The sequence below is a fragment of the Synechococcus sp. CC9605 genome (assembly GCF_000012625.1).
Lineage (GTDB): Bacteria > Cyanobacteriota > Cyanobacteriia > PCC-6307 > Cyanobiaceae > Parasynechococcus.
Map to the genome: position 1 here is coordinate 984678 of NC_007516.1, position 19418 is coordinate 1004095.

30 protein-coding genes are annotated in these 19418 nt (G+C 59.5%); 13 read left to right on the plus strand and 17 right to left on the minus strand.

Going from position 1 to position 19418, the window contains the following annotated elements; translation table 11 throughout:
* Positions 1–30: 30 nt before the first annotated feature.
* Both SYNCC9605_RS05225 and thrS read right to left on the minus strand, forming a co-directional pair.
* The gene (locus SYNCC9605_RS05225) at positions 31–426 is read right to left on the minus strand and encodes a DUF1824 family protein (protein WP_011364015.1); all 396 of its coding nucleotides are present in this window, start codon (positions 424–426) and stop codon (positions 31–33) included.
* Positions 423–2258 (minus strand): threonine--tRNA ligase, encoded by a 1836-nt coding sequence (gene thrS, locus SYNCC9605_RS05230; protein ID WP_011364016.1) that lies wholly within the window; start codon positions 2256–2258, stop codon positions 423–425. Before thrS ends, SYNCC9605_RS05225 begins: the two co-directional genes overlap by 4 nt.
* A gap of 3 nt (positions 2259–2261) precedes the next feature.
* On the opposite strand from thrS, the gene SYNCC9605_RS05235 reads away from it, so the two are divergent.
* Complete coding sequence (locus SYNCC9605_RS05235) at positions 2262–2618, plus strand: DUF2605 family protein (protein WP_011364017.1); 357 nt, start codon at positions 2262–2264, stop codon at positions 2616–2618.
* On the opposite strand, the gene SYNCC9605_RS05240 is transcribed toward SYNCC9605_RS05235, so the two are convergent.
* The 5 genes from SYNCC9605_RS05240 to SYNCC9605_RS05260 form a co-directional block, all read right to left on the minus strand.
* Positions 2603–3226, minus strand: coding sequence for a glycoside hydrolase family 24 protein (locus SYNCC9605_RS05240; protein ID WP_011364018.1), 624 nt, complete (start codon positions 3224–3226; stop codon positions 2603–2605). The genes SYNCC9605_RS05235 and SYNCC9605_RS05240 overlap by 16 nt on opposite strands.
* A gap of 285 nt (positions 3227–3511) precedes the next feature.
* Positions 3512–4525: a tryptophan--tRNA ligase gene (trpS, locus tag SYNCC9605_RS05245; protein ID WP_011364019.1), complete on the minus strand. Its 1014-nt coding sequence runs from the start codon at positions 4523–4525 to the stop codon at positions 3512–3514.
* 3 nt (positions 4526–4528) lie between these two features.
* Complete coding sequence (locus SYNCC9605_RS05250) at positions 4529–5044, minus strand: hypothetical protein (protein ID WP_011364020.1); 516 nt, start codon at positions 5042–5044, stop codon at positions 4529–4531.
* A 16-nt stretch (positions 5045–5060) separates the two neighbouring features.
* Positions 5061–5588: a hypothetical protein gene (locus SYNCC9605_RS05255; RefSeq protein ID WP_011364021.1), complete on the minus strand. Its 528-nt coding sequence runs from the start codon at positions 5586–5588 to the stop codon at positions 5061–5063.
* Entirely contained in the window at positions 5581–6483 is a 903-nt protein-coding gene (locus SYNCC9605_RS05260) for a cation diffusion facilitator family transporter (protein WP_041434585.1), read from the minus strand. The genes SYNCC9605_RS05255 and SYNCC9605_RS05260 overlap by 8 nt, the downstream gene beginning before the upstream one ends.
* Positions 6484–6619: 136 nt before the next feature.
* Here SYNCC9605_RS05260 and SYNCC9605_RS05265 point away from each other — a divergent pair, with 136 nt between their 5' ends.
* Both SYNCC9605_RS05265 and psbA read left to right on the plus strand, forming a co-directional pair.
* Positions 6620–7936 carry a YcjF family protein gene (locus SYNCC9605_RS05265; RefSeq protein ID WP_041434588.1) on the plus strand — a complete coding sequence of 439 codons (1317 nt, stop codon included), beginning with the start codon at positions 6620–6622 and terminating at the stop codon, positions 7934–7936.
* 141 nt (positions 7937–8077) lie between these two features.
* Entirely contained in the window at positions 8078–9154 is a 1077-nt protein-coding gene (gene psbA / locus SYNCC9605_RS05270; RefSeq protein ID WP_006850794.1) for a photosystem II q(b) protein, read from the plus strand.
* A 119-nt stretch (positions 9155–9273) separates the two neighbouring features.
* Here psbA and SYNCC9605_RS13790 read toward each other — a convergent pair whose 3' ends face one another.
* The gene (locus SYNCC9605_RS13790) at positions 9274–9486 is read right to left on the minus strand and encodes a galactose oxidase (RefSeq protein ID WP_156783002.1); all 213 of its coding nucleotides are present in this window, start codon (positions 9484–9486) and stop codon (positions 9274–9276) included.
* Positions 9487–9602: 116 nt separating this feature from the next.
* Here SYNCC9605_RS13790 and SYNCC9605_RS05280 point away from each other — a divergent pair, with 116 nt between their 5' ends.
* Complete coding sequence (locus SYNCC9605_RS05280; RefSeq protein WP_011364025.1) at positions 9603–9800, plus strand: hypothetical protein; 198 nt, start codon at positions 9603–9605, stop codon at positions 9798–9800.
* Positions 9801–9980: 180 nt separating this feature from the next.
* Complete coding sequence (locus tag SYNCC9605_RS14570; protein ID WP_156783003.1) at positions 9981–10133, plus strand: hypothetical protein; 153 nt, start codon at positions 9981–9983, stop codon at positions 10131–10133.
* 8 nt (positions 10134–10141) lie between these two features.
* On the opposite strand, the gene SYNCC9605_RS05285 is transcribed toward SYNCC9605_RS14570, so the two are convergent.
* From SYNCC9605_RS05285 to SYNCC9605_RS05300, 4 genes are all read right to left on the minus strand, one after another.
* Positions 10142–10324 (minus strand): hypothetical protein, encoded by a 183-nt coding sequence (locus SYNCC9605_RS05285; RefSeq protein WP_041434599.1) that lies wholly within the window; start codon positions 10322–10324, stop codon positions 10142–10144.
* A 67-nt stretch (positions 10325–10391) separates the two neighbouring features.
* The gene (locus SYNCC9605_RS05290) at positions 10392–10931 is read right to left on the minus strand and encodes an ATP-binding protein (protein WP_011364026.1); all 540 of its coding nucleotides are present in this window, start codon (positions 10929–10931) and stop codon (positions 10392–10394) included.
* A complete protein-coding gene (locus tag SYNCC9605_RS05295; protein ID WP_083757087.1) occupies positions 10924–11358 on the minus strand; it encodes a nuclear transport factor 2 family protein in 435 nt (144 codons plus the stop codon). The genes SYNCC9605_RS05290 and SYNCC9605_RS05295 overlap by 8 nt, the downstream gene beginning before the upstream one ends.
* 11 nt (positions 11359–11369) lie before the next feature.
* A complete protein-coding gene (locus tag SYNCC9605_RS05300) occupies positions 11370–12269 on the minus strand; it encodes a DUF481 domain-containing protein (protein WP_198002478.1) in 900 nt (299 codons plus the stop codon).
* 237 nt (positions 12270–12506) lie between these two features.
* Between SYNCC9605_RS05300 and SYNCC9605_RS05305 the strand changes: the two genes are divergently transcribed.
* The 5 genes from SYNCC9605_RS05305 to SYNCC9605_RS05320 all read left to right on the plus strand — a co-directional run bounded on the left by SYNCC9605_RS05305 (position 12507) and on the right by SYNCC9605_RS05320 (position 14868).
* Complete coding sequence (locus SYNCC9605_RS05305; protein ID WP_156783005.1) at positions 12507–13478, plus strand: tyrosine-type recombinase/integrase; 972 nt, start codon at positions 12507–12509, stop codon at positions 13476–13478.
* 216 nt (positions 13479–13694) lie between these two features.
* On the plus strand, positions 13695–14213 hold the full coding sequence (locus tag SYNCC9605_RS05310; RefSeq protein WP_156783006.1) for a DUF3828 domain-containing protein: 519 nt from the start codon (positions 13695–13697) through the stop codon (positions 14211–14213).
* Positions 14214–14254: 41 nt separating this feature from the next.
* Entirely contained in the window at positions 14255–14485 is a 231-nt protein-coding gene (locus tag SYNCC9605_RS15385) for a hypothetical protein (protein WP_041434603.1), read from the plus strand.
* Positions 14486–14487: 2 nt separating this feature from the next.
* On the plus strand, positions 14488–14643 hold the full coding sequence (locus SYNCC9605_RS14575) for a hypothetical protein (RefSeq protein WP_156783007.1): 156 nt from the start codon (positions 14488–14490) through the stop codon (positions 14641–14643).
* Positions 14644–14679: 36 nt separating this feature from the next.
* Positions 14680–14868: a hypothetical protein gene (locus SYNCC9605_RS05320; RefSeq protein ID WP_041434605.1), complete on the plus strand. Its 189-nt coding sequence runs from the start codon at positions 14680–14682 to the stop codon at positions 14866–14868.
* Positions 14869–15344: 476 nt separating this feature from the next.
* Here SYNCC9605_RS05320 and SYNCC9605_RS14580 read toward each other — a convergent pair whose 3' ends face one another.
* Both SYNCC9605_RS14580 and SYNCC9605_RS15070 read right to left on the minus strand, forming a co-directional pair.
* Complete coding sequence (locus SYNCC9605_RS14580; protein WP_156783009.1) at positions 15345–15863, minus strand: hypothetical protein; 519 nt, start codon at positions 15861–15863, stop codon at positions 15345–15347.
* A 185-nt stretch (positions 15864–16048) separates the two neighbouring features.
* Positions 16049–16210: a hypothetical protein gene (locus tag SYNCC9605_RS15070; protein WP_198002479.1), complete on the minus strand. Its 162-nt coding sequence runs from the start codon at positions 16208–16210 to the stop codon at positions 16049–16051.
* Here SYNCC9605_RS15070 and SYNCC9605_RS05325 point away from each other — a divergent pair.
* Positions 16210–16497 carry a hypothetical protein gene (locus SYNCC9605_RS05325; protein ID WP_041434608.1) on the plus strand — a complete coding sequence of 96 codons (288 nt, stop codon included), beginning with the start codon at positions 16210–16212 and terminating at the stop codon, positions 16495–16497. The two genes, SYNCC9605_RS15070 and SYNCC9605_RS05325, sit on opposite strands and share 1 nt — an antisense overlap.
* 699 nt (positions 16498–17196) lie before the next feature.
* Here the strand turns inward: SYNCC9605_RS05325 and SYNCC9605_RS05330 are convergent.
* On the minus strand, positions 17197–17466 hold the full coding sequence (locus tag SYNCC9605_RS05330) for a hypothetical protein (protein WP_041434610.1): 270 nt from the start codon (positions 17464–17466) through the stop codon (positions 17197–17199).
* Between the two features lie 97 nt (positions 17467–17563).
* Here SYNCC9605_RS05330 and SYNCC9605_RS05335 point away from each other — a divergent pair, with 97 nt between their 5' ends.
* Positions 17564–17794, plus strand: a complete 231-nt coding sequence (locus SYNCC9605_RS05335) for a hypothetical protein (protein ID WP_011364033.1) — start codon at positions 17564–17566, stop codon at positions 17792–17794.
* Here the strand turns inward: SYNCC9605_RS05335 and SYNCC9605_RS05340 are convergent.
* On the minus strand, positions 17771–18520 hold the full coding sequence (locus SYNCC9605_RS05340; protein WP_011364034.1) for a sulfite exporter TauE/SafE family protein: 750 nt from the start codon (positions 18518–18520) through the stop codon (positions 17771–17773). The genes SYNCC9605_RS05335 and SYNCC9605_RS05340 overlap by 24 nt on opposite strands.
* Positions 18521–18537: 17 nt before the next feature.
* Complete coding sequence (locus tag SYNCC9605_RS05345) at positions 18538–19035, minus strand: hypothetical protein (RefSeq protein WP_011364035.1); 498 nt, start codon at positions 19033–19035, stop codon at positions 18538–18540.
* A gap of 63 nt (positions 19036–19098) precedes the next feature.
* On the opposite strand from SYNCC9605_RS05345, the gene SYNCC9605_RS05350 reads away from it, so the two are divergent.
* Entirely contained in the window at positions 19099–19284 is a 186-nt protein-coding gene (locus SYNCC9605_RS05350; RefSeq protein WP_041434613.1) for a hypothetical protein, read from the plus strand.
* Positions 19285–19418: the final 134 nt, after the last annotated feature.

Here is a 19418-nt window from a genome sequence, read left to right on the forward strand (position 1 = left end):
GCTGTGGCGTCTCCTACCAGCGTGGTTCGCTCAAGAGAAGAAGTCCAGTGGAAGTGGTCCCCAGGTGGTGCTTGGCGTGGTGTCGTCGTCGCCGTGGCCACTGATCAGAATTCCTTCGCCGAGGCCGTGCTCGATCCGAATGCGGATCGTGCCCCCCTTCTGATTGGCTTTCAGGAAAACAGGACCCGCTTCCTCAGGGCTGTCGATGAGCTCCAGCGGCTCCCACTGTCGGCTTTGCTCCAGGCTGCGCAGCGCTGTGAGGGCCTGCTCGCTGGACGGAGCCATAACGCCGATGGTGAACCAGCTGGCCTTGGCCATGGCCTGATCAAGTTCTGCTCGCAGCTCACTTTTGATCTGGGGCAGCAGCTCCGGTGCTCCGCGCAGACGCGCGAGATCGGCAAGGTTCTGCACGGGAGAATCCGTCATCGGTTCAGCTCTAGGCCTGCGGCGCGCTCGCTGTTGGCCATCTGGGCAGCACTGAGAAGGTCGGACACTGCTGTAACTCCGAGATCACCGTCCCGTCGGCTGCGCAGGCTCACGGCGTTCTGCTCCGCTTCCTTGGCACCGATGACCGCCAACACAGGGATCTTCATCTGTTCGCCGGTGCGGATCAATTTGCCGAGCCGGTCGCCGCTGCGGTCGACGGTGGCGCGAACACCAGCCTTGGTGAGCTGATCGAGCAGCTGTTCCGCGTAGGGCTGCACCTCGTCGGTGACCGGCAGCAGACGCACCTGCTCGGGGGCCAGCCAGAAGGGGTAATCGCCGGCGTAGTTCTCGGTCATGATCCCGAAGAATCGCTCCAGCGAACCGAAGATGGCGCGGTGGATCATGATCGGCCGCTGCTTGCTGCCGTCGGCGGCGATGTAGTCGAGCTCGAACCGTTCCGGCAAGTTGAAATCCAACTGGATGGTGGAGCACTGCCACATCCGGCCGATGGCGTCTTCGATCTTGAGGTCGATTTTCGGGCCGTAGAAGGCTCCGCCGCCCTCATCAATTTTGTAGGCCCAACCCTTGCGCTCCAGGGCCTCAATCAGTCCCTTGGTAGCCAGGTCCCAGACGGCGTCTTCGCCGATGGACTTCTCCGGGCGGGTGGAGAGGTTGATCTCGTAGTTGCTGAAATCGAAGGCGGAGAGGATCCGTTCGGTGAGATCGAGGATCTTCAGGATCTCGTCGCTGATCTGCTCCGGCAGGCAGAACACGTGGGCATCGTCTTGGGTGAAACCCCGCACCCGCATCAGACCGTGCATCACACCGGGCCGCTCGTAGCGATAGACCGTTCCCAGCTCGGCCCAGCGGATGGGCAGTTCCCGGTAGCTGCGCAGTTTGCTGGCGTAGGTGAGCACGTGGAACGGGCAGTTCATCGGCTTGAGCTGGTACTCCCGCTCATCCACCTCCATCGGGCCGAACATGCTCTCGGCGTAGAAGTCGAGGTGGCCTGAGGTCTTCCAGAGGCTGATGTCCGCCACGTGGGGGGTGTAAAGGAGCTCGTATCCGCCCTCGAAGTGGGCCTGGCGCCAGAACTCCTCGATCAACAGGCGTATGCGGGCACCGCGGGGGTGCCAGAACACCAGGCCAGCCCCGGCCTCATCCTCGATGGAGAAGAGGTCGAGGTCTTTGCCGATGCGGCGATGGTCGCGGCGAAGCGCTTCTTCCTTGCGGCGTTTGTGCTCCGCCAGCTGTTCCGGGCTCTCCCAGGCCGTGCCGTAGATGCGTTGCAGCTGCGCTTTGGTTTCATCGCCTCGCCAGTAAGCACCTGCGAGGCTTTCCAGCTCGAAGGCCTTGGCATTGAGTTGGCCGGTGTGATCCACGTGGGGGCCGGCACAAAGGTCCCACCAGTCCTCCCCAAGGGTGTAGAGGGTGATCGGTTCATGCAGCCCCTGAAGAATCTCGAGCTTGTAGGGCTCGTTCTGGGCTTTGATTTTTTCCTCGGCCTCGTTGCGGCTTACTTCAACCCGCTGAAGGGGCAGCTTCTTATTGATGATTTTGATCATCCCCTTCTTGATGGCCTTCAGGTCGGCCTCCGTGAAGGGATCGGGATTGTCGAAGTCGTAATAGAAACCTGTTTCGGTCCAGGGGCCGATGGTGACGCGTGCCTTGGGAAACAACTGCTGCACAGCCATGGCCATCACATGGCTCATGGAGTGCCGAATCTTCAGCAGTTGATCGCTTTCGCTGGTCTTGGGCAGAACCACCGGTGCTGAAGGGGCTGGGGTGGTTGCTGCAGCGCTGCTCACCGGTTCAGGTTCAGGGCCCGCCATCCTATGGGCGAGACCCGAGGGCAACACGTGGGTGAGTCAACCAATCGGGAAGCTGGAGCACTCTTGGATGAGTTGCTGTCTTCCCTTCTCGATGACTTCGAGCACTGGTTTCAGCGGGGTGAGGAGCTTCTGCAGGCCTGTCCGGAGGAGGTGATGCCGCAGGAGGAGCGTCAGCGCATGGTGGAGCGGTTGCAGGACGGCAAGAAGGCCATTGCTGCAACGCGGTCACTTGTGGCTGCATCAACGCAGCCCATGGCGGTCTCCATGGAGGTGATGAGCCCGTGGCATGGCCTGGTTACGGAGGTGTGGGCTCTGGCCGCGAGGTTGGGGTCGTCCCGTTCGACTCAGGCCCCCAGTTGATTGCGCAACTCGCGCAAGTTGGTGCTGTAGAAGCTCGCCAGTTCCTGATGGCTCTTCACAGGTTGTCCGTAGGCGGAGCGGCCAGTCCAGGTGGGGAAGGATGCCCATTCCGGAGCCAGCTTCGCCATGGCGTTCTTGGTCAGGCCCTGTCGGTCAATCTCGTTGAGAGCACCCCGGCGCTCAACGAGGTGCAGAGCGGCCTGATCTTGGTGCCTGGGCTCGAAGCTGCTCAGCCTGAGTTCCTTCGCCACTCCTTTCCAGGTCTTGGGCAGAAATTGATAAGCCCCGGCAGCGGCGCTGGTGTAGCGCTTCACGATCACCCGCTCGGGATGACGTGAGAGGTCCTGGAACTGCCCTCCGCCATACATGATCCGATAGCCCTTGTCTTCGCCGTCCTTCCAGGTTCCCTCGGCATAGCGAATGGTGTTGAGCAGGGCGCGTCGCTCAGGCGTCAGCTCATAACGCCCGCCCTCCTTGCCGGAGGACAGGGTGGCGCGGCTGCTGGTGGCGCTTTGCTCAGCCTGTTCTGCAGGCGCCTCTGCGTTCTGGATCGGCTGTTTGGCTCCTGCGGACATCACCAATCCTGCGGTCAGGGCTGCACCGACCACAGGCCGGCTCCAACGTGTGGCTGGGTTGAACACAGAAAAAAGACGATGCACGCAGAACAATCAGGTGGACGGCCACAGTGCTGGCCCATGAGACCTGGACGCGAGATCGGCACCTGAGGGGTTGACGCATCGTCTCCGCTGTGTATGTGAAGCTGGGAGAAGGGTGAGAGTCTTGCAAGGCTCGCGGTCGCGACTGAGGTTGTCTCGGTCAGGTCTTGGTGGCCAACGCCCAAGCTCGTGTCAGCCGCATTGATAAGTGCGGCTGATGCTTGCCTTGGGTGGCGATCAGGCTGGTCGGGCGAAGCCCAAGGCGTCCCGAACCCGTTCAAGCGTGGCGTTGGCCACGGTTTCGGCTTTCTCGCGGCCTGTGCTCAGCACCTGGTCAAGCTCGGTGGGGTCTTGCATCAGCTCCCGGTAGCGGGCCTGGATCGGCTCCAGGGCGTTCACGGTGGCTTCGGCTAGCAACGGCTTGAACTGTCCCCAACCCATCTCGCCACATTCAGCGGCGGCCTGCTCCCGCCCTTTGCCGCTCAGGATTGCGTAAAGCCCAAGCAGGTTGTCGGTTTCCGGTCGATCAGGGTTGCCGAATTCGAGGCCACGTTCTGGATCGGTTTTGGCGCGTTTGATCTTTTTGGTGATCAGCTCCGGAGGGTCCAGAAGCGTGATTCGACTCCCCTCGTTTGGATCGCTCTTGCTCATCTTGCTGCGACCATCCGTCAGGCTCATCACCCGTGCCCCTTCCTTGAGGATCATCGGTTTGGGCACTTTGAGCACCGGCGTCTCCTTGTCGCCGAAGCGGGCATTGATCCGCTGCTGGGCGATGTCGCGCGCCAGCTCCAGGTGCTGCTTCTGATCCTCACCGACGGGCACCAGGTCAGCGTCGTAGAGAAGGATGTCGGCGGCCATCAACACGGGGTAGTCCAGGAGGCCCACAGAGACGTTGTCTCCTTGCTTCACCGCTTTCTCCTTGAACTGAATCATCCGCTCCAGCCAGTTGAGCGGCGTGACGCAATTCAGCAACCAGCACAGTTCGCTGTGGGCTGCCACCTGGCTCTGGACAAACACCGAGCAGCGTTTGGGGTCCATGCCACAGGCCAGGTAAAGCGCTGCTGTGGAACGGGTGTCCTCAGCCAGGCGGCTGGGGTCATGGGGAACGGTGATGGCGTGGAGATCCACGACACAGACAAAGGTGTCGTGGGTCTCCTGCAGATCAACCCAATTGCGGATGGCACCCAGCCAATTGCCGAGGTGCAGTGCTCCGGTCGGTTGCACCCCGGAAAGAACCCTTGGCTGGCTCATCAATCAGGCCTCGGTTGCTTCGGTTTTGGTGTCGTCGCTGGGGGCGGCTTCTGACTCCACCACCGGCTCCACAACTGGTTCCACCTCCGGCTCGGCAACCGGTTCAGCCGGGACTTCCGGCTGGGGTTTGGCCGGTCGGGCAAAGGGATTCGGACGGGACCCACGGCCACCACGCTCATCGTCAGAGCGGCGGCCACGACCACCACCATCGCGGCCACCACCATCACGCCGTCCCCCCCGGGCTGGCTGGTTGCGTTGCTGCTCGATCAGGGCATCGAGTTGGCCATCCTCCAGCATTTGGCCGAGGCTGCGAACTGCGAAACCCAGAACGGCGACGGTTGAGCGGAGGTTGAAGGCCTCCTGCAGTGCCCTTGCCGAGCGCATTTCGTTGTCACTCAGGCGAATCCGGAAGCCTCCGCCTTCACGGCCGCCACCACGGTTGCCACGACTGCGCTGACCGTCTCGGCCGCCGTCTCCCTGTCCCCCCTGTTGTTGGGGATCGCTGTAGGAATCACTCATGGCCCATGGCCTGGAATCAGGCGCAAGTGTGACGCATCACCGGGGTGGTTTCGGTGATCCAGAGCAGCTGGTGGCATTCAACACTATTCTCGCGAGCCAGCACGAGCATCGGAACCGCCGTGACCCCCCGCTCAATCCGTTCGCGATAGCTGCTCACCAGTTGTCGGTACCGCTCGGCTGTCCAACCGTGGAGGGCCGTGTCACGACTGTTCCAGTAGTCCTGCAGCGCCCTCTGGCAGTCCTCGATGCCGAAGTCATGCCAGCAGTTCTGTTGGGCCAACAGTGGATCCATCCCCTGCTTCAGCAGGCGCCGGTAATGCACCAGTTCCGGGGCTTCATCGCGTCCATCCGGAGGGAGCAAACGGTGCAGCTCCGTGAGGGGGGTTCGAGACAGCCGCAACCAGCAGCGTTCCCGCAGCAAGACAGGAAGTTGCCACGACCAGCCGTCGGCACGGCGAACTTCATCGAGCACCTCAATCAGTCCTCGCTTCTGACGCTCGGTCAGCCCAGCGAGCGCATGGGTTGTGGTCTCGACCTCAGCCATGGGCGCCGGTATATGTGATCCCGTCCTCCACGTAGTCCTTGGGTTCCAGATGAATGGTGCACCGCACCGGCCCGAAGCTTTCGTCCAAGCGCTCTTCCACCTGTTCGGTGATCCGGTGCGCCTTGGTGAGGTCGTCAGCGTCGACAACCATATGCATTTCGATGAACACCTGCTGGCCAAGAACGCCCCGGCTGGCGATGTCGTGGCAGTTCATCACCCCTGCGGTGGCCATGGCTTCGGCATAAATGGCTTCAGGCGCAACCGCCATGTGGTCCACCAGCCAGGGCAAGGTGCCGCTCAGCACCTGCCAGCAAACACGAATCAGAAGCAGTGCCATGGGGATGGCCAGTGCAACGTCGAGCCAGCTCACCTGCAACCAGACCGCCCCCGCCATGCCCACCAGCACCAACACGGTGGTCCAAACGTCGCTCACCGCATGTTGGGCATCTGCCTTGAGCAGGTTGCTGTTCAGTCGCCGACCTTTCCGCAGCTCATATCCCGCGAGCAGGAGGTTGAATCCCAGCACCAGCGTGAGCAGCACCAGTTCCTGGCTGGTCACACGGATGGGAGGCAGGCCCTCCAGGAGCCTCTCCCCTGAACGAAGCAGGATCTCGATGGCTGTGAACAGGATGAAACCAGCGATACCCAGTGCTCCCACCGCCTCGTATTTGCGGTGGCCGTAGGGGTGATCCCTGTCGGGACGTGGATCGGACAGCTTGTTGGTGACCAGTCCCGTGAGGCTGGACAACGCGTCGGTGGCGCTGTGCATGCCATCAGCGATCACCGCAAGGGAACCACTCATGGCCCCCACCAGAAGCTTCAGCAGCGACATGCTGATGTTCAGGGCCAGGGCCACCATGAGGACTCTTCGCACCCCCTGGCGGTTGTCGACCATCGCGATGGGATGACTGTGCGTCACGGCTAACTAGGGCCTCATCCCAACTTATGGAGAAGTCGTGCTTCTGGCCTGATGTTCTGGTCTCGGGTGGTGGGTTGAGCTAAGAAGGGCCACTGCTGCAGCAGCCGTTCTGTTGAAACTCCCGGCTTCATGGCCAGACCTGGTGATGCCACCGTCGTCGCTGCTGCGGCCGTTGGCTCTGGCTGGAGCTGGCCTGCTTGCTGGACAGTGGCTGATCAGTGATGTGATGCACGTTCCCGGCGGGGGGCTGGGGCTGCTGGCAGCCGGTGGCGTGGTGATCTGGCTTGGCCGCAAGCCCAGCCAACCTCGGTTCACTGCACCGGTCTCACTGGATGGCTGGCTGACTCGATGTCAGCAGGTGCTGGATCAGTTCGCACATTTCGAGCAGCAACCCTCTGCGGATCTGGCCCGTCGCGCTGAGCTGAAGTCGGTGCTGGAGCGCAGCGGTCCTGTGCGAATGGCAATGGTTGCCTTGGGAGGCTCCCAGGGTCCGAAGGAAGCAGACCTCAGCAGCTCTCTTGCTGGACCGACGCCATTGACGCTGTCGCTCTGCCATCCCCTGACCACCGACGACGGCAGCCGTTGCTGGCCCAGCGGCTTGCTGGATCAGGATCTGATCTTGTTCAGCCTGCAGGCGCCACTGCTGGCCTCAGATCTGCTCTGGCTTCAGCAGGTGCCGGAGGATCAGCCGGCCTGGTTGCTTTTGGCGACTGAAGCTGAGAACGCATCCACCGACGCTGTTGCTGCTGTTCGGGATGACCTTCCCCCGCGCTGGCGCGAGCGAATCCTGGTTCAGGAGCCGTCGATGCAGCTGCGCACCGCCCTTGCGCCGCTGCGCCGTTCGCTCAAACAGGCTGCAGTTGAGACGCGGCCGCGGCTGTTGGCGGAACTGCACCGGCGTTGGCAGCGGGACCTCGAATCGCTGCGGCGGGAACGCTTTCTGCAGATCCAGCAGCGCACCCAGTGGGTGGTGGCTGGGTCTGTGATGGCCTCCCCCATTGCCAGCCTGGATCTCCTCGCCGTCGCCGTCGCGAACGGTTTGATGATCAAGGAGATGGGAGAGATCTGGGGGACGTCACTGCAGCCCGATGTGCTGAGGGAGGCGGCGGCACAGCTGGCTCGGGTGGCCCTCGCCCAGGGCGTGGTGGAGTGGACCGGTCAGACCTTGCTTGGACTGGCCAAGCTCGACGGGGGCAGCTGGCTGATCGCTGGCTCGATGCAGGCGCTCAGCGCTGCTTACCTCACCCGGGTGGTGGGCCGATCCATGGCGGATTGGCTGGCGATCAATGCCGGTGTGGATGAGCTCGATCTTGTGGCCCTGAAGCAGCAGGCACCGTTGCTGGTGGCTCGGGCTGCAGAGCAGGAACGGGTGAACTGGAACGGCTTCGTTCAGCAATCCCGCGACTGGTTGCTTCATGCAACTTCATGAACGCTTCATAAAGTGCTTAATGAAGTTTTTTTGAGAGCTGATTCCGATTGTTGAGTTGTCATGTAACGGAACGTTCCATCCATAAACTTGATCCACCTGTCCCTTTTTTGAGGGAGAGGTTCATCCGTCTTCTTTTCTTCTATGTCCACCGCAATTCGCAGCGGACGCCAGAGCAATTGGGAAGCCTTTTGTCAGTGGGTGACCGACACCAACAACCGCATCTATGTGGGTTGGTTCGGCGTGCTGATGATTCCCTGCCTCCTGGCGGCCACCATCTGCTTCACCATTGCTTTTATCGCCGCTCCCCCGGTTGATATCGATGGCATCCGTGAGCCCGTCGCTGGCTCCCTGATCTACGGCAACAACATCATCTCTGGTGCTGTTATTCCGTCTTCCAACGCCATCGGCCTGCACTTCTACCCCATCTGGGAAGCTGCTTCCCTCGATGAGTGGCTGTACAACGGCGGCCCTTATCAGTTGGTTTGCTTCCACTTCCTGATCGGCATTTCCGCCTACATGGGTCGTCAGTGGGAACTCTCCTACCGCCTGGGCATGCGCCCCTGGATCTGCGTCGCTTACAGCGCTCCGCTGTCTGCAGCGATGGCTGTTTTCCTGGTGTACCCCTTCGGTCAGGGTTCTTTCTCTGATGGCATGCCCCTGGGCATCTCTGGCACCTTCAACTTCATGTTGGTGTTCCAGGCCGAGCACAACATCCTGATGCACCCCTTCCACATGCTGGGCGTCGCAGGTGTTTTCGGCGGCAGCTTGTTCTCCGCCATGCACGGCTCCCTGGTGACTTCCTCCCTGGTGCGTGAAACCACCGAGGCCGAGTCCCAGAACTACGGCTACAAGTTCGGCCAAGAGGAAGAGACCTACAACATCGTGGCTGCCCACGGTTACTTCGGTCGCCTGATCTTCCAATACGCCTCCTTCAACAACAGCCGTAGCCTTCACTTCTTCCTGGGTGCCTGGCCTGTTGTCGGCATCTGGTTCACGTCCATGGGCATCAGCACCATGGCCTTCAACCTGAACGGCTTCAACTTCAACCAGTCGATCCTGGATAGTCAGGGCCGCGTCCTGAACACCTGGGCTGATGTGCTGAACCGCGCCAACCTCGGCATGGAAGTGCAGCACGAGCGCAACGCTCACAACTTCCCCCTCGACCTGGCTGCTGCTGAGTCCACTCCTGTGGCTCTGCAGGCTCCTGCCATCGGTTGATCTGGAATCAATCTGTTGAATACGGAACAGCAAAAACGATTCAGATCAACTGAATCGGAAAGCCCCCTCCTCGGAGGGGGTTTTTGTTGCTGCGTTGGCTTTGAAGGTTGGGCGGCGAATCAGGCTCCTTCAGGGCACCAGCCGATCTCCTTCTCCAGCCGTTGCATCCATTGGTGGCAGCGGTGGGTGAGGTGTGCCCCTTGGGGGATGCGCTGTTGGTGGTGTGCGCAGGCCGGCTGGGTGACCCCTGCCTCAGCAAGGGTGTGCTGAAAGTGCTGGCAGGTGAGGCACACCATCAGGCACCGGCTGGGTCGGAGCTGTCCTGATCCCATCGGCGGCCAGGCTCTTGGCGGGGGTGCGTTGACAAGGCCCATGGTCTTTTGATTGGTAGCTATGTACTACTCGTTCGCTTGTGGGCTGTCAACGTGGTGTTGGGGAGAATGGGGTCATGAGTGAACCTCACCCCACCCTCCAGTTCGATCTGGACCTTGAAGCTGTTCGCCTGCTCCACCGCTCGGTGAGCTTTCACCTTGAGAAATGGCCCGGGGGGCCAGATCCCAGGGAGCAGGAGGCCCTGCAGTCGATGAAGACCTTGCTCACGGCAGCTTTGCTTGAGTTCAGCCTCGATCAGGACGGTCAGCGCTGAAACGTGCGCCTTCACTCCTGAGCGGTGAAGGCGCAACAGCGGTGCGTTGGCAGGTCTACAACGCATTGAGTCGGTTCAGGCCTGCCTGGACTGCATCCCCACCTGTTGCATCGACGATGGGAAAGAGCAGGGCTGCAGAAGCCTGTGTCTCCTGCGTTGTTCTCCTAAGCCGTTGTCCCCGTGGGTTGGTTGATCGCCGTTGCCATCGTCGTGCTGCTGTCCTGGCTGGGATGGCGTTGGAATCAGCTCGAGTGTGCTGAAAGCCGCTCCGTCAGCGGCCGCTTGGTGAAGCGGATGCGTCGTCATTCGCGGCGACGCAAGCACCATCACTAGGCCTGCAATCAGGCCATGGGCATGCGACAACCCAGCTGAATCGTGCCTTCGTCGATCAACCGGCCCAGCCGTTGAGCGACAGCCTCTTCAGTTCGTGTGAATTGATCCTGGCGGGCGGTTACCCACGCCATCTCGCCGTTGGTAATCACGCCGGTGGACATGGCTTCGAGAAAGAGTTCGCCGAGCGTCATGACACGGATGTGGTTGGAATCACGTTGATGGGACTCCACCGGGGCTGCATGACCTGCTCACCTTTCTTCATGGCGAGGGACCAAGGATGGTATTGAGGGCCCTGTGGATCTGAGTGTTCAGGTGTGAGCCGGCGGGATTGAGGCGAATCAAGCCTGTGAATCCTTCGCTGAGTTCGGGCCTGTCAGGGCGACTGCTCAGCCTGAAGTGCATCGCACGAATCACGGTTTCTTGAACGGATCGTTGACGGGAGCGGTTCCAGACCAGGCACTGATCCAACGGTGTCTGCAACCACCAGCCGGTCCATTCAGCGTGTTGGCCCCCCATGCTTCGGTGCATCAACCGTTGGCGCCAGTCCCGCTGCGCATGGGTTGCATCCACAAGCACGTTGTCGCCATCAGCAATGGCGCGGTCGATGGCCCCATGCAGGTGGGGCTCCAATTCAGACCAAGGGCTCTGGACATTCGCGTCCCCCCACAGCTGCTCTCTCAAAGCGTCAGTGGAGATCACTTCTGCAGAGAGAAGCGGAGCGAGGATCGCCGCGAGGGTGGACTTTCCGCTGCCCGGTGGGCCGATCAACAGATGGCCCTGGGGCCGTGGTTCAGGCAACGAAGCGTTTGTAGAGCCACCGCACCAGTCCACCAATCACGGGCACCGGAGCAAACGTGGGGCCGACAAAATCGAAGTAATCGCGGTGGTCTCCGATCTTTCCGTCTGGATTGAAGCTGAGTCGGGTCGCTCCCGGGTAGATGAACTCAATTCCTTTGATCTTGAGTCCCATGCGCCATTCAACAAAGGCTGTTTCACCATTCACCACCACCGACTCCGTTTCCAGGAAAACGTCATCACAGCGCTGCATCAGACCGTCCTGGGCAAGGATGTAGGCGTCGACCCCCTGCCGTTCCTGGGTTGGATCGGTGAAGTGCACGTCGTCGGCGTAGACGGCCTTCCATTGCGCAGCTGTGGGGCCAGCAGTGCCGTAGGGCTTGGTGAACAGGGCACGGATCTGTTCGGCGTCCAGCGGGGGGTGAAGCATGGGAGTGGTCATCAGAAGTCGGCGCCCAACTGAGCGGTGATGGTGTTGTTCAACTCGGGTGTGCTCATGCTTTGGTAAATCGATTGCACCCGCAATGTTGTGAACAACTTGCTGTTCTCTGCGGGGTAATAGCGCACCTCAGCGGTCAGGGTGTTGCCCGGTTGAACTTCATTTGCCCAGACCGCTGTGAACTGGTTTTGAAGTCCGAACTGAAGCGAAGGCCAGGGTTTCCAGCCGAGATCGGCCGTCAGCGTTGCGCCGCCATAGCTGTTGCCGCAGAAGGTGTCGCTGGCACAGGTGATCCCACCCCCGCTCCACTGCAGAGAGGGACCGATGGACAGGGTGAGTTCAGTTGTTTCTGACTTCAACAACGGGAAGGCGACACCGATGTTTCCCAGAACGGTATTCACCCCGGAATCATTTGTGCCGTTGTATTGGTAGTTGCTCAGAGCAAACAAATCGAGGTTGGCTGCGATCGGTTTGTCGTAGCGGAGTTCTGCAGATCCTTTCTCTGTATCGATCGAGAGTGGCTCCCCTGAATCCTTCGACTTGCTGGAATTGAAACTGCCGCTCAACGACAACTTCTGTTGATCGTCTTTGTAGCGGGTTTTTCCGCTGAAGCTGATCGAGAGGGAGTTGTCGCCATCTTTCTCATTGCCGATCACTCCAGCGGAGATCGAGCTGGCCCAAAGGGGCTTGGGCTTGGCTGGTTTGAGTTGGTCTGCGGTGAGTTCCAACCGTCCCAGCTGGGGATGGTTCAGCACCGTGGTCCCGTTGTCTGGATTTCGCTCAACCAACTCCCCGTTCAGGCTGTCGCCGTTGCGCAGGGTCAAGCTGACGGTCTCGGCCCAGCTCATGCCTGGAGCCAGGCAGAAGCACAGAAGTCCAGCCGTGGCGAGGCAACGATGCATGGCGTCAGCTGAAAAAGCCTTGGACTGAAAACAGCGTACTTGCGCTGCTGCAACTGGTTTGCCACCATCATGTGTGTCCCTAAGCGTGTCCCTATCCGAGTCCCTATGGGAAGGCGAGTGGTTGGACCAAGGCACGTACATGGACCAGAGGGCCTGTGGTTTGCGGTGTTCAGGGACAAGGATGGCAGGACCTACAGGGAATCGCTCAAGACCAGAGACCATGCCAAAGCACTGAGGTTGTGGCCTGCTGCCTACCAACGGCTCAAAGACAAAGCCAATGGAGTCAGACCGGGCTACATCCCACAATCACCAGATCAAGTCGGCTACGAGCTGGACCCTCAGACCGGAGAGCGAAGGGAGATACAGGCATCCGACGTCTACGGACCCGGTGAACTGGAGGAGGCCATGACCTGGCAACAGGCAGCGGCCATCCATAACGAACGGATAGCTGACAAGAGAGGCAGAGCCCTCACGGAAAAGACCAAGGCATCAAGCCAAGCCCTAGCCATCAAGCCCATCTCTCACGTCCCGCCTGCATTGGTTCAAGTGAGCGATGTGCAGCGATACATGCGGGAGCTGAAGGACCAGGGGCTCTCGGCCAACACGATCATGCAAAGGCACGGGATGCTCCGGGCCATCACCAAGTCCCTGATGAAGCAGGGCTACCTGACCAACAACGTGTGGGACAGGGTCGAAGCCACGGCAATGCCAGGCGAACCACTTCCCTTCTTAACACCTGAGGAGGTCAAACAGCTGTGGGATACCGGCAACTGGCATCTCCAGGTCCTGCTCTACACAGGCCTCAGGGAGAACGAGCTATGCCCCCGACAGCAAGCTCACCTGGATGGCAGGTGGCTGCGTATTGACAGATCACTGGGCTGCTCAGTCAAGAACGACGACAGCCTGCGTGAGGTGTTGCTGCCTGAATGGGCAGGCACTCAACTACCCAAGCCACCCGGCAAGACAACCCTCTGGCGGTTGGTGAAGAGAACCACCCCACGGCTCACGCTTCACTCCCTGCGAAGTGCACTCCGCACAGCATTGGCGCAGGCAGGAGTGACCACTGAGGTCAGCGAACGGATACTGGGCCAGAAGGTTGGCAAGGCAGCAGGTGCCTCTCACGTTCGCAAGTACACCGAGTACACGCGGGAGATCATCGGGCCAGCACTCGAGGCTGGGTGGGTAGTGATGGATGAGTGGTGTCGCTAGCGCCGACAGCATCCACACCAGGCTCCTGCCGATCCTCAAGCAAGAGCACCTCGAACGGCCCTCTTCTGATCCACTCTTGAGGTGAAGGCTGTGGTGCCTTCAATGCGTCAAGCAGGAGCGGGCTGAGGGGCCGGCTCTTTTTTTTGGATCAGAAGGCCAGCAAAGTCAGTAGTCCGCCTCACCAGCCACAAGACTGAAACCAGCTGATCCAACGCCGTGCTGCTCCTGCTGGCTTTCAACTTGATCGTCGTTCAAGAACCGGCGACCCCGCCTCCAATGAACTTGGCCTGCCCAGACGAAGTGCGACAACAGCTGGACGGGCTCTACGAATGGCAGGTGCAGCGCATGGACCAACCGAATAACACCTCCACTTCGCTCTCAAGCCAGAGCGAGCGCTTCAGTCCTAGTCTATTCAGTCTGCTGACGGAAGCCCGGCAACTCACCCCATCAAAGGATGGCCGCTATTTGGACTTCGACGTCTTCAGTAACACCCAGGTGCGGACCTTTTCAGCAGTCATTACCGGCTGCAGCGCGGCCCAGAAGAACAGCATCCTTGCTGCAGTGGAGGTGCAAGCCGGATTGCGCAACACCCCCAGCGCAACACCCCGACGATTGGAATACGAACTACAGCGGGACTGCACAGGCCAGTGGAAGATCGCAGAAATCACTTACCGCAATGAGCGGGTGTTTCACCTGAGGACTTATCTCGAGAAACTTGTGAATCCAACACCCTGATCTTCAACAGCCAAGCTGATAAAGGAGATCAACATCTCTGCATGCGTCGCAATTTCCTCCTGCTCAGAGGCTTACTGCTGGCGCTGAGCCTTCGGACCACTCTCCCCGCAGCGGCCATGGAAGTTGGCCTCCGATCTCTGATGGCAGACGGTGAAATACCAAAGGTTGCCCTGGAGATCTATGAGAAAAGGTCCCGAGAAAGAGTTGCGAGAGCCGAAGCCAGGACCGCAATAGCTGACTTCATCAATGACGCCGAAGGAGGACCGTTCTGAACATGACCAACGCACCTACTTCTCCCAGCAACAACGACGACGACTTCCGTCGCGCACTCATCCGCACCTTGACGAATGGGCTGAATCAAAGGCAATGCCACCATCGCCAGAACATGGCGGGGCAGGAGGCACTGTCAGATCAGATCGATCAGCGGTAGTACCGTACCGATGTCGGCATCGGCATAGTCCTGAAGATGCAGATGTACACCGAGGACGCCCGAAAGGAAGACAGCGACGCCACCAAGGAATCGCTTGCGGTGATCACAGGGTTGCTCAGCTCAATCCTCAAAGAGCTGCAAGGGAATGATTTCCTGCGCATCCCAAAAGAGGAGCGCCAGTACACGGAGAACAATGAGGGGTACAATAGTCTCTCTGTGGGTTGAGCGGTCAGGTAGAGGATGGCAGCCGTAAGCCTCCGCTACGGCAAGAAAGACCCCTGGTGGTGTCAGTCCCAGGGGCTGAGCTCTCCTCGCCGAACTCAAGTTGATGCACTTGTGTGACCAGGTTGTGATTGGCAGGCACGGGGTTGATGACCAGGTGCAACTCGCGGGCGTATCTCGACCACGTAGCAAGTGATGTGTCAGGACATTGAGCGCCATGGCTAAGACAGCACTGCTCGCAGTTGATTCGCACCTCTGAGAGCGGCGAGGTCACCTTTTTAAGGCTGGTGGCTTCGCTTGGCTATTCGCAGACAGGGGGGATCTAGTGAGCCGTCGAGCAGATCCCCCGAGCCGTAGTCCGCCCCACATCTGGCCGACTCGTCTCATCTCCACCGATAGCCAGGGAAGGCGACATCGTCAGCCAGCCTCAGGAGCCCAACCCATCTCCTTCTGCCAGGTGGGCGCTGCTCCCTCGTGGATCACCACTCGGTCACTGGATAAGAGTGGAACCTGTTAGCTCTTTTGATTGGTGAACGTAGGATTGGCTCCCTGTCGATAGAGAAAATCCCTTTAGCTTTTTTGCTTGGAATACGTGGGAACGGCTCCCTGTCGATAGAATTAAGTCCTTTGGTTCTGCTTGGAAGACGTGGAAAATACATGTGCTGATTTTTGGCCTTGGGAAGAAAAGTTCCTACATCAGGCTCAGAAATGTATCCCTTGCTTGAAGAGGATCTCAATTCGTTAATCTTCACGCCACGGGGGAGTGGCTTAAAAACACCATTAAAGCCAGGATCGGGCTGATTACTAAATCCCTTGGTTGAAGAGGGTCTCAATTGTTTACTTTTTACACCAATAGGGAGTGGCCCAAAGAATTTTTTAATGCCAGGATCGGGCTCATTAGTAAATCCGGCAGGATTCGCTCCTACGACTGCAGGGAATGTGCCGACAAGCAGTGATGTTGAGGCAATGGCAATCAAAGTTTTGATGGTTCGGGTCATGAGCATTAGAAAAGCAATTGGTGGCAGGGTTATCCCCTTTGCTGCACACACCATCCCCGGATTCAATTACTGAACCGTTGACAGAGCTCACAAGGGACTGTGACCTTGCTCACCCCGCTTCAGGAGCCCAGCCCACCTCTTTCTGCCAGGTCAGCGCCCAGAGCTTGCAGCGCTTCTTCAAAGGATTACCCGATGCTTGGTGTGTTTCTGCCGTACTTCTGCCCTGCAGCAATCACGCCTGGATCTCTCCTGATCTCTGCCTTCAGTGATCGAAGCCTCCAGCTCGATGCCAGGGAGTTGGGGCCATTGACCAGCAGGTCCAGCTCACGGTCGCTCAGTTGTCTCATTGCTCATCCCCTCCTTTGAGCTGTTCAAGTGTTCCGAGTTAGGCCTTCAGTTCCTTCAGTCGACTGGCATCCAACTTGTCCAGTCCCATCTCTTTGATCACCTGATCATCCAGCAAAAGCCATATGCCGTTAGCGACAACGTCGGTATCAGCCTCAAGGTGCTGGGTGTCCAGGTGCTGGAGATCAAGACCCAAGACAGCGCACAAGGCAATCGTGACCCCTATGCCTTCGGGGATGACCACCTGAGCCAAGACGACCTGGGTGCCCTGTTCAAGAAGGCAGCTTGATCTCTCATCGAGGTGCGCATCGGGGCACATGGGCCAGCTCCACAACGGCAATCGCAGCTCTGCTGCTCTTACCTGTTCCGCTGGCTCATCTTGCTTGCTCGTGATCCTGAGCTGCGGAAGTTGGCCTTCAATGAAGACTGAAGACTCTGATCGTTATTACGGTTCTTAGCTTCTTCTCCTTCTTGCTCCTGTGGACCCTCGTCTACATGCTCCTCATCACCGAGTTGAACCTTTACTTCGATTACGACTGGAGGAGGAAAGGGAAAGCACGAGCTGAAAAGTTGGCACACCTTGTTGCGTACTTCGGCGGCTTCTTTCTCTTTCTCAAGTTCGTGGTGCCTTTCTTGGACTAAAGCCCGTGCATCACCGGTTCTCCACAGCGGCTAGTCAGTTGGCGCGGTGCCCAGGTCGTTGCCGCGGCTTTCCGCAGCGGGCTGGTGCGGCGCCCTTTGACGTGTCCCTATTCTTCGCTTGAGGTAGGGACTCCAGTCAGTGACTGCAATCGTTCTGCCCTGGTCAGCTCAACTGAAAAAACCCTTGGATTGAAGCCAAAGGCCAATGGCAAGCAGGGGCCCGAAGCCGGCGATCAATACGGTGATCTTCAGGCGCAGCGGTGAAACCTGAGGTTTGGTCTCTCGAAGAGCCATGGCAAGGCACAAAGGCAAATGAACTTAAACGCTGTAAGGCGTTGATGCCTGCTTAGAGCTCGTACTCCTCTTCAAACTGCTGAATCAGACCCTTGTAGAGCGCCAGCAGGCCCTCGGTTTCTTCGCAGAAACCGTCCGTTGTGTACTTCGCGATCAGATTCACCACGGCGCTGCGGATTTGCGTGAAGGCGCCGAGGTACTCACCCTGGATGTCCTCATCGCGGATGTCATTGATCAGAGCGCCCACCAGCTCAATCTTCCGCTTGGCAGCGGCCATCTCCGCTTCCATCTCTTTGTTGAGCTTGCGGCGTTTCTTCGGCATCCCCTCAACCGGTTCACTCGGCGACATTACGGGAGCCGCATGCCTTCCTCGTTCGAGCGGCTTCCCTTAGCGTCGGGTTCGCTCGACCCATGGCCTTGTGAATCGGACCTTTCGCGGTGTTGCTTACGTGTCCGTCTGGGTGGTGATCTGGGGGACGGTGGCGTCCTTGATGGACTGGATGCTGCTGACGGGTGAGGTTTATGAAACGGCCAGCGCCGGTCAGGGGGTGACGTTCATCGCCTACGGGGCCGCAACAGTGGTGTTGGCCACGCGGTTCTCGGGGCGTTTTCTTGCAGACGCCGATTCAGAGGCTTCGGATCAGGAGTGATCCACCCATCAGCAGCGCCAGGATCTCGAAGGCTTGCTTGACCAGGCGGCTTCCTTTCACCAGGGAATAGTGCGCCCCCAGAAAGCCTCCGATCAGCGATCCGAGAACGAGAGCGGGAAGCCAGTCCCAACGGATTTCACCGCTCAATCCCAGCACCAGCGCCCCGGTGCCATTCCACCCCAGACCCACCAGCACCAGGGTGTGGGCGACGGCTCTGGCATAGCTCAGCCCGAACCAGCGCACCATCCAAAGGGTGACGAATAATCCCGTTCCTGAGGTTAGTGAGCCGTTGAGAATGCCGATGATGAAGAGGCCGCAGCTGCCAAGTCCGACGGTGCGGGCTGTCAGGGGTCGGGGCTGGTCTGTCGTTCCCAGATCAGGTTTCCGGGCCGAGTACAACCCCAGCCCCAGGGTCAGCAGCCCAAGGCTGGTGGTGGCCACTTGATCCGGCAGCGCAAGAACCATGCTGGCCCCCACAAACACTCCTGGGAGACCGGCGGCCAACACCAGCGCGGAGCGTTTGAGATCAAGGCTGCTGGCCCGCCAATGAAGTCCCGTGGCTCCCAGCCCCAGGGCCACGCTGGCCACTTTGTGGGTGGCCAGCGCCATGGAGAAAGGAAGGCCCAGAAGGATGAGGGCGGGCAGTTGCACCAGTCCTGCTCCCCCTCCCGCCAAAGCTGAGAGGGCATTGGCGCCTATGGCGATGCCCAGCAGGGCGATTTGCATCAACAGTTCAGACACACTCAAGTTCGTGTCAGGAAGGCGATCGGCACCGAAAACGTGATGATGCGATGGGGATCGCCGGGAAGAATGGCGACGCAGGCCACCTCACGATCAGCGTGGGCTTCGCGGGACTGCACCACAAAGGCCGTGGCGTCTTCGATGCTCCACATCGGGGCGTCACCGCAACGGCGTTCATCCCTGTAGGCCTGCCAGACCTCGCAGAACGCCTCTCCATCGTCACCGCGTTTCATTTCCGTCAGCGCCTGTTCCAAGCCCACGTCTTCGAAACGCTCGAACAGGCGCACCATCAATGGATGGGCAATGGTGGATGAGGCCTTCAAGGTGGAGTTAATGGTGCCAATGGCGCTCACCATCAGCTTCGGTTTGGAGCGTCGTGCATCGATCACTCCCACTGGCAGGTTGAGGTCCCAACTGGGGTGTCCGCTCACGGCACAGGCCAGATCGAACAGCCCCAAACTGCACTGCTTGATCAAGCTCTGAATGGTCTCTCGATCCATAACTTCAGTTCCGCGCGGCCTGATTCACCGTTTGCTCTCCAGTGTTGCCAGGATGGCCAGCGGATGGTTCCTGTTTGGATGTCCCTGGTTCAGATCTACCTTGATGCTGTCACCCACCAGGTGATCACCAATGAAGAGCTTGCCTACGTTGCCGGCAATCAGGATCGATTCGATCGCACCGAACTGAAACTCACTGCACGTCTGGAACAACTGATTGGCGCAGGGAACATCAGTGTGGGGACACGCTGATTAACCGAACAGAAAACGTTGGAGCCGATTGAGCAATTGTCGCATCAGTCTTTTGTCACGACTGAAGATCATTCGCTCATGTGACAGCATCGCGCGACTCACCCGATCTGCGCTTCTGGTAGGCGGGGAAGGCT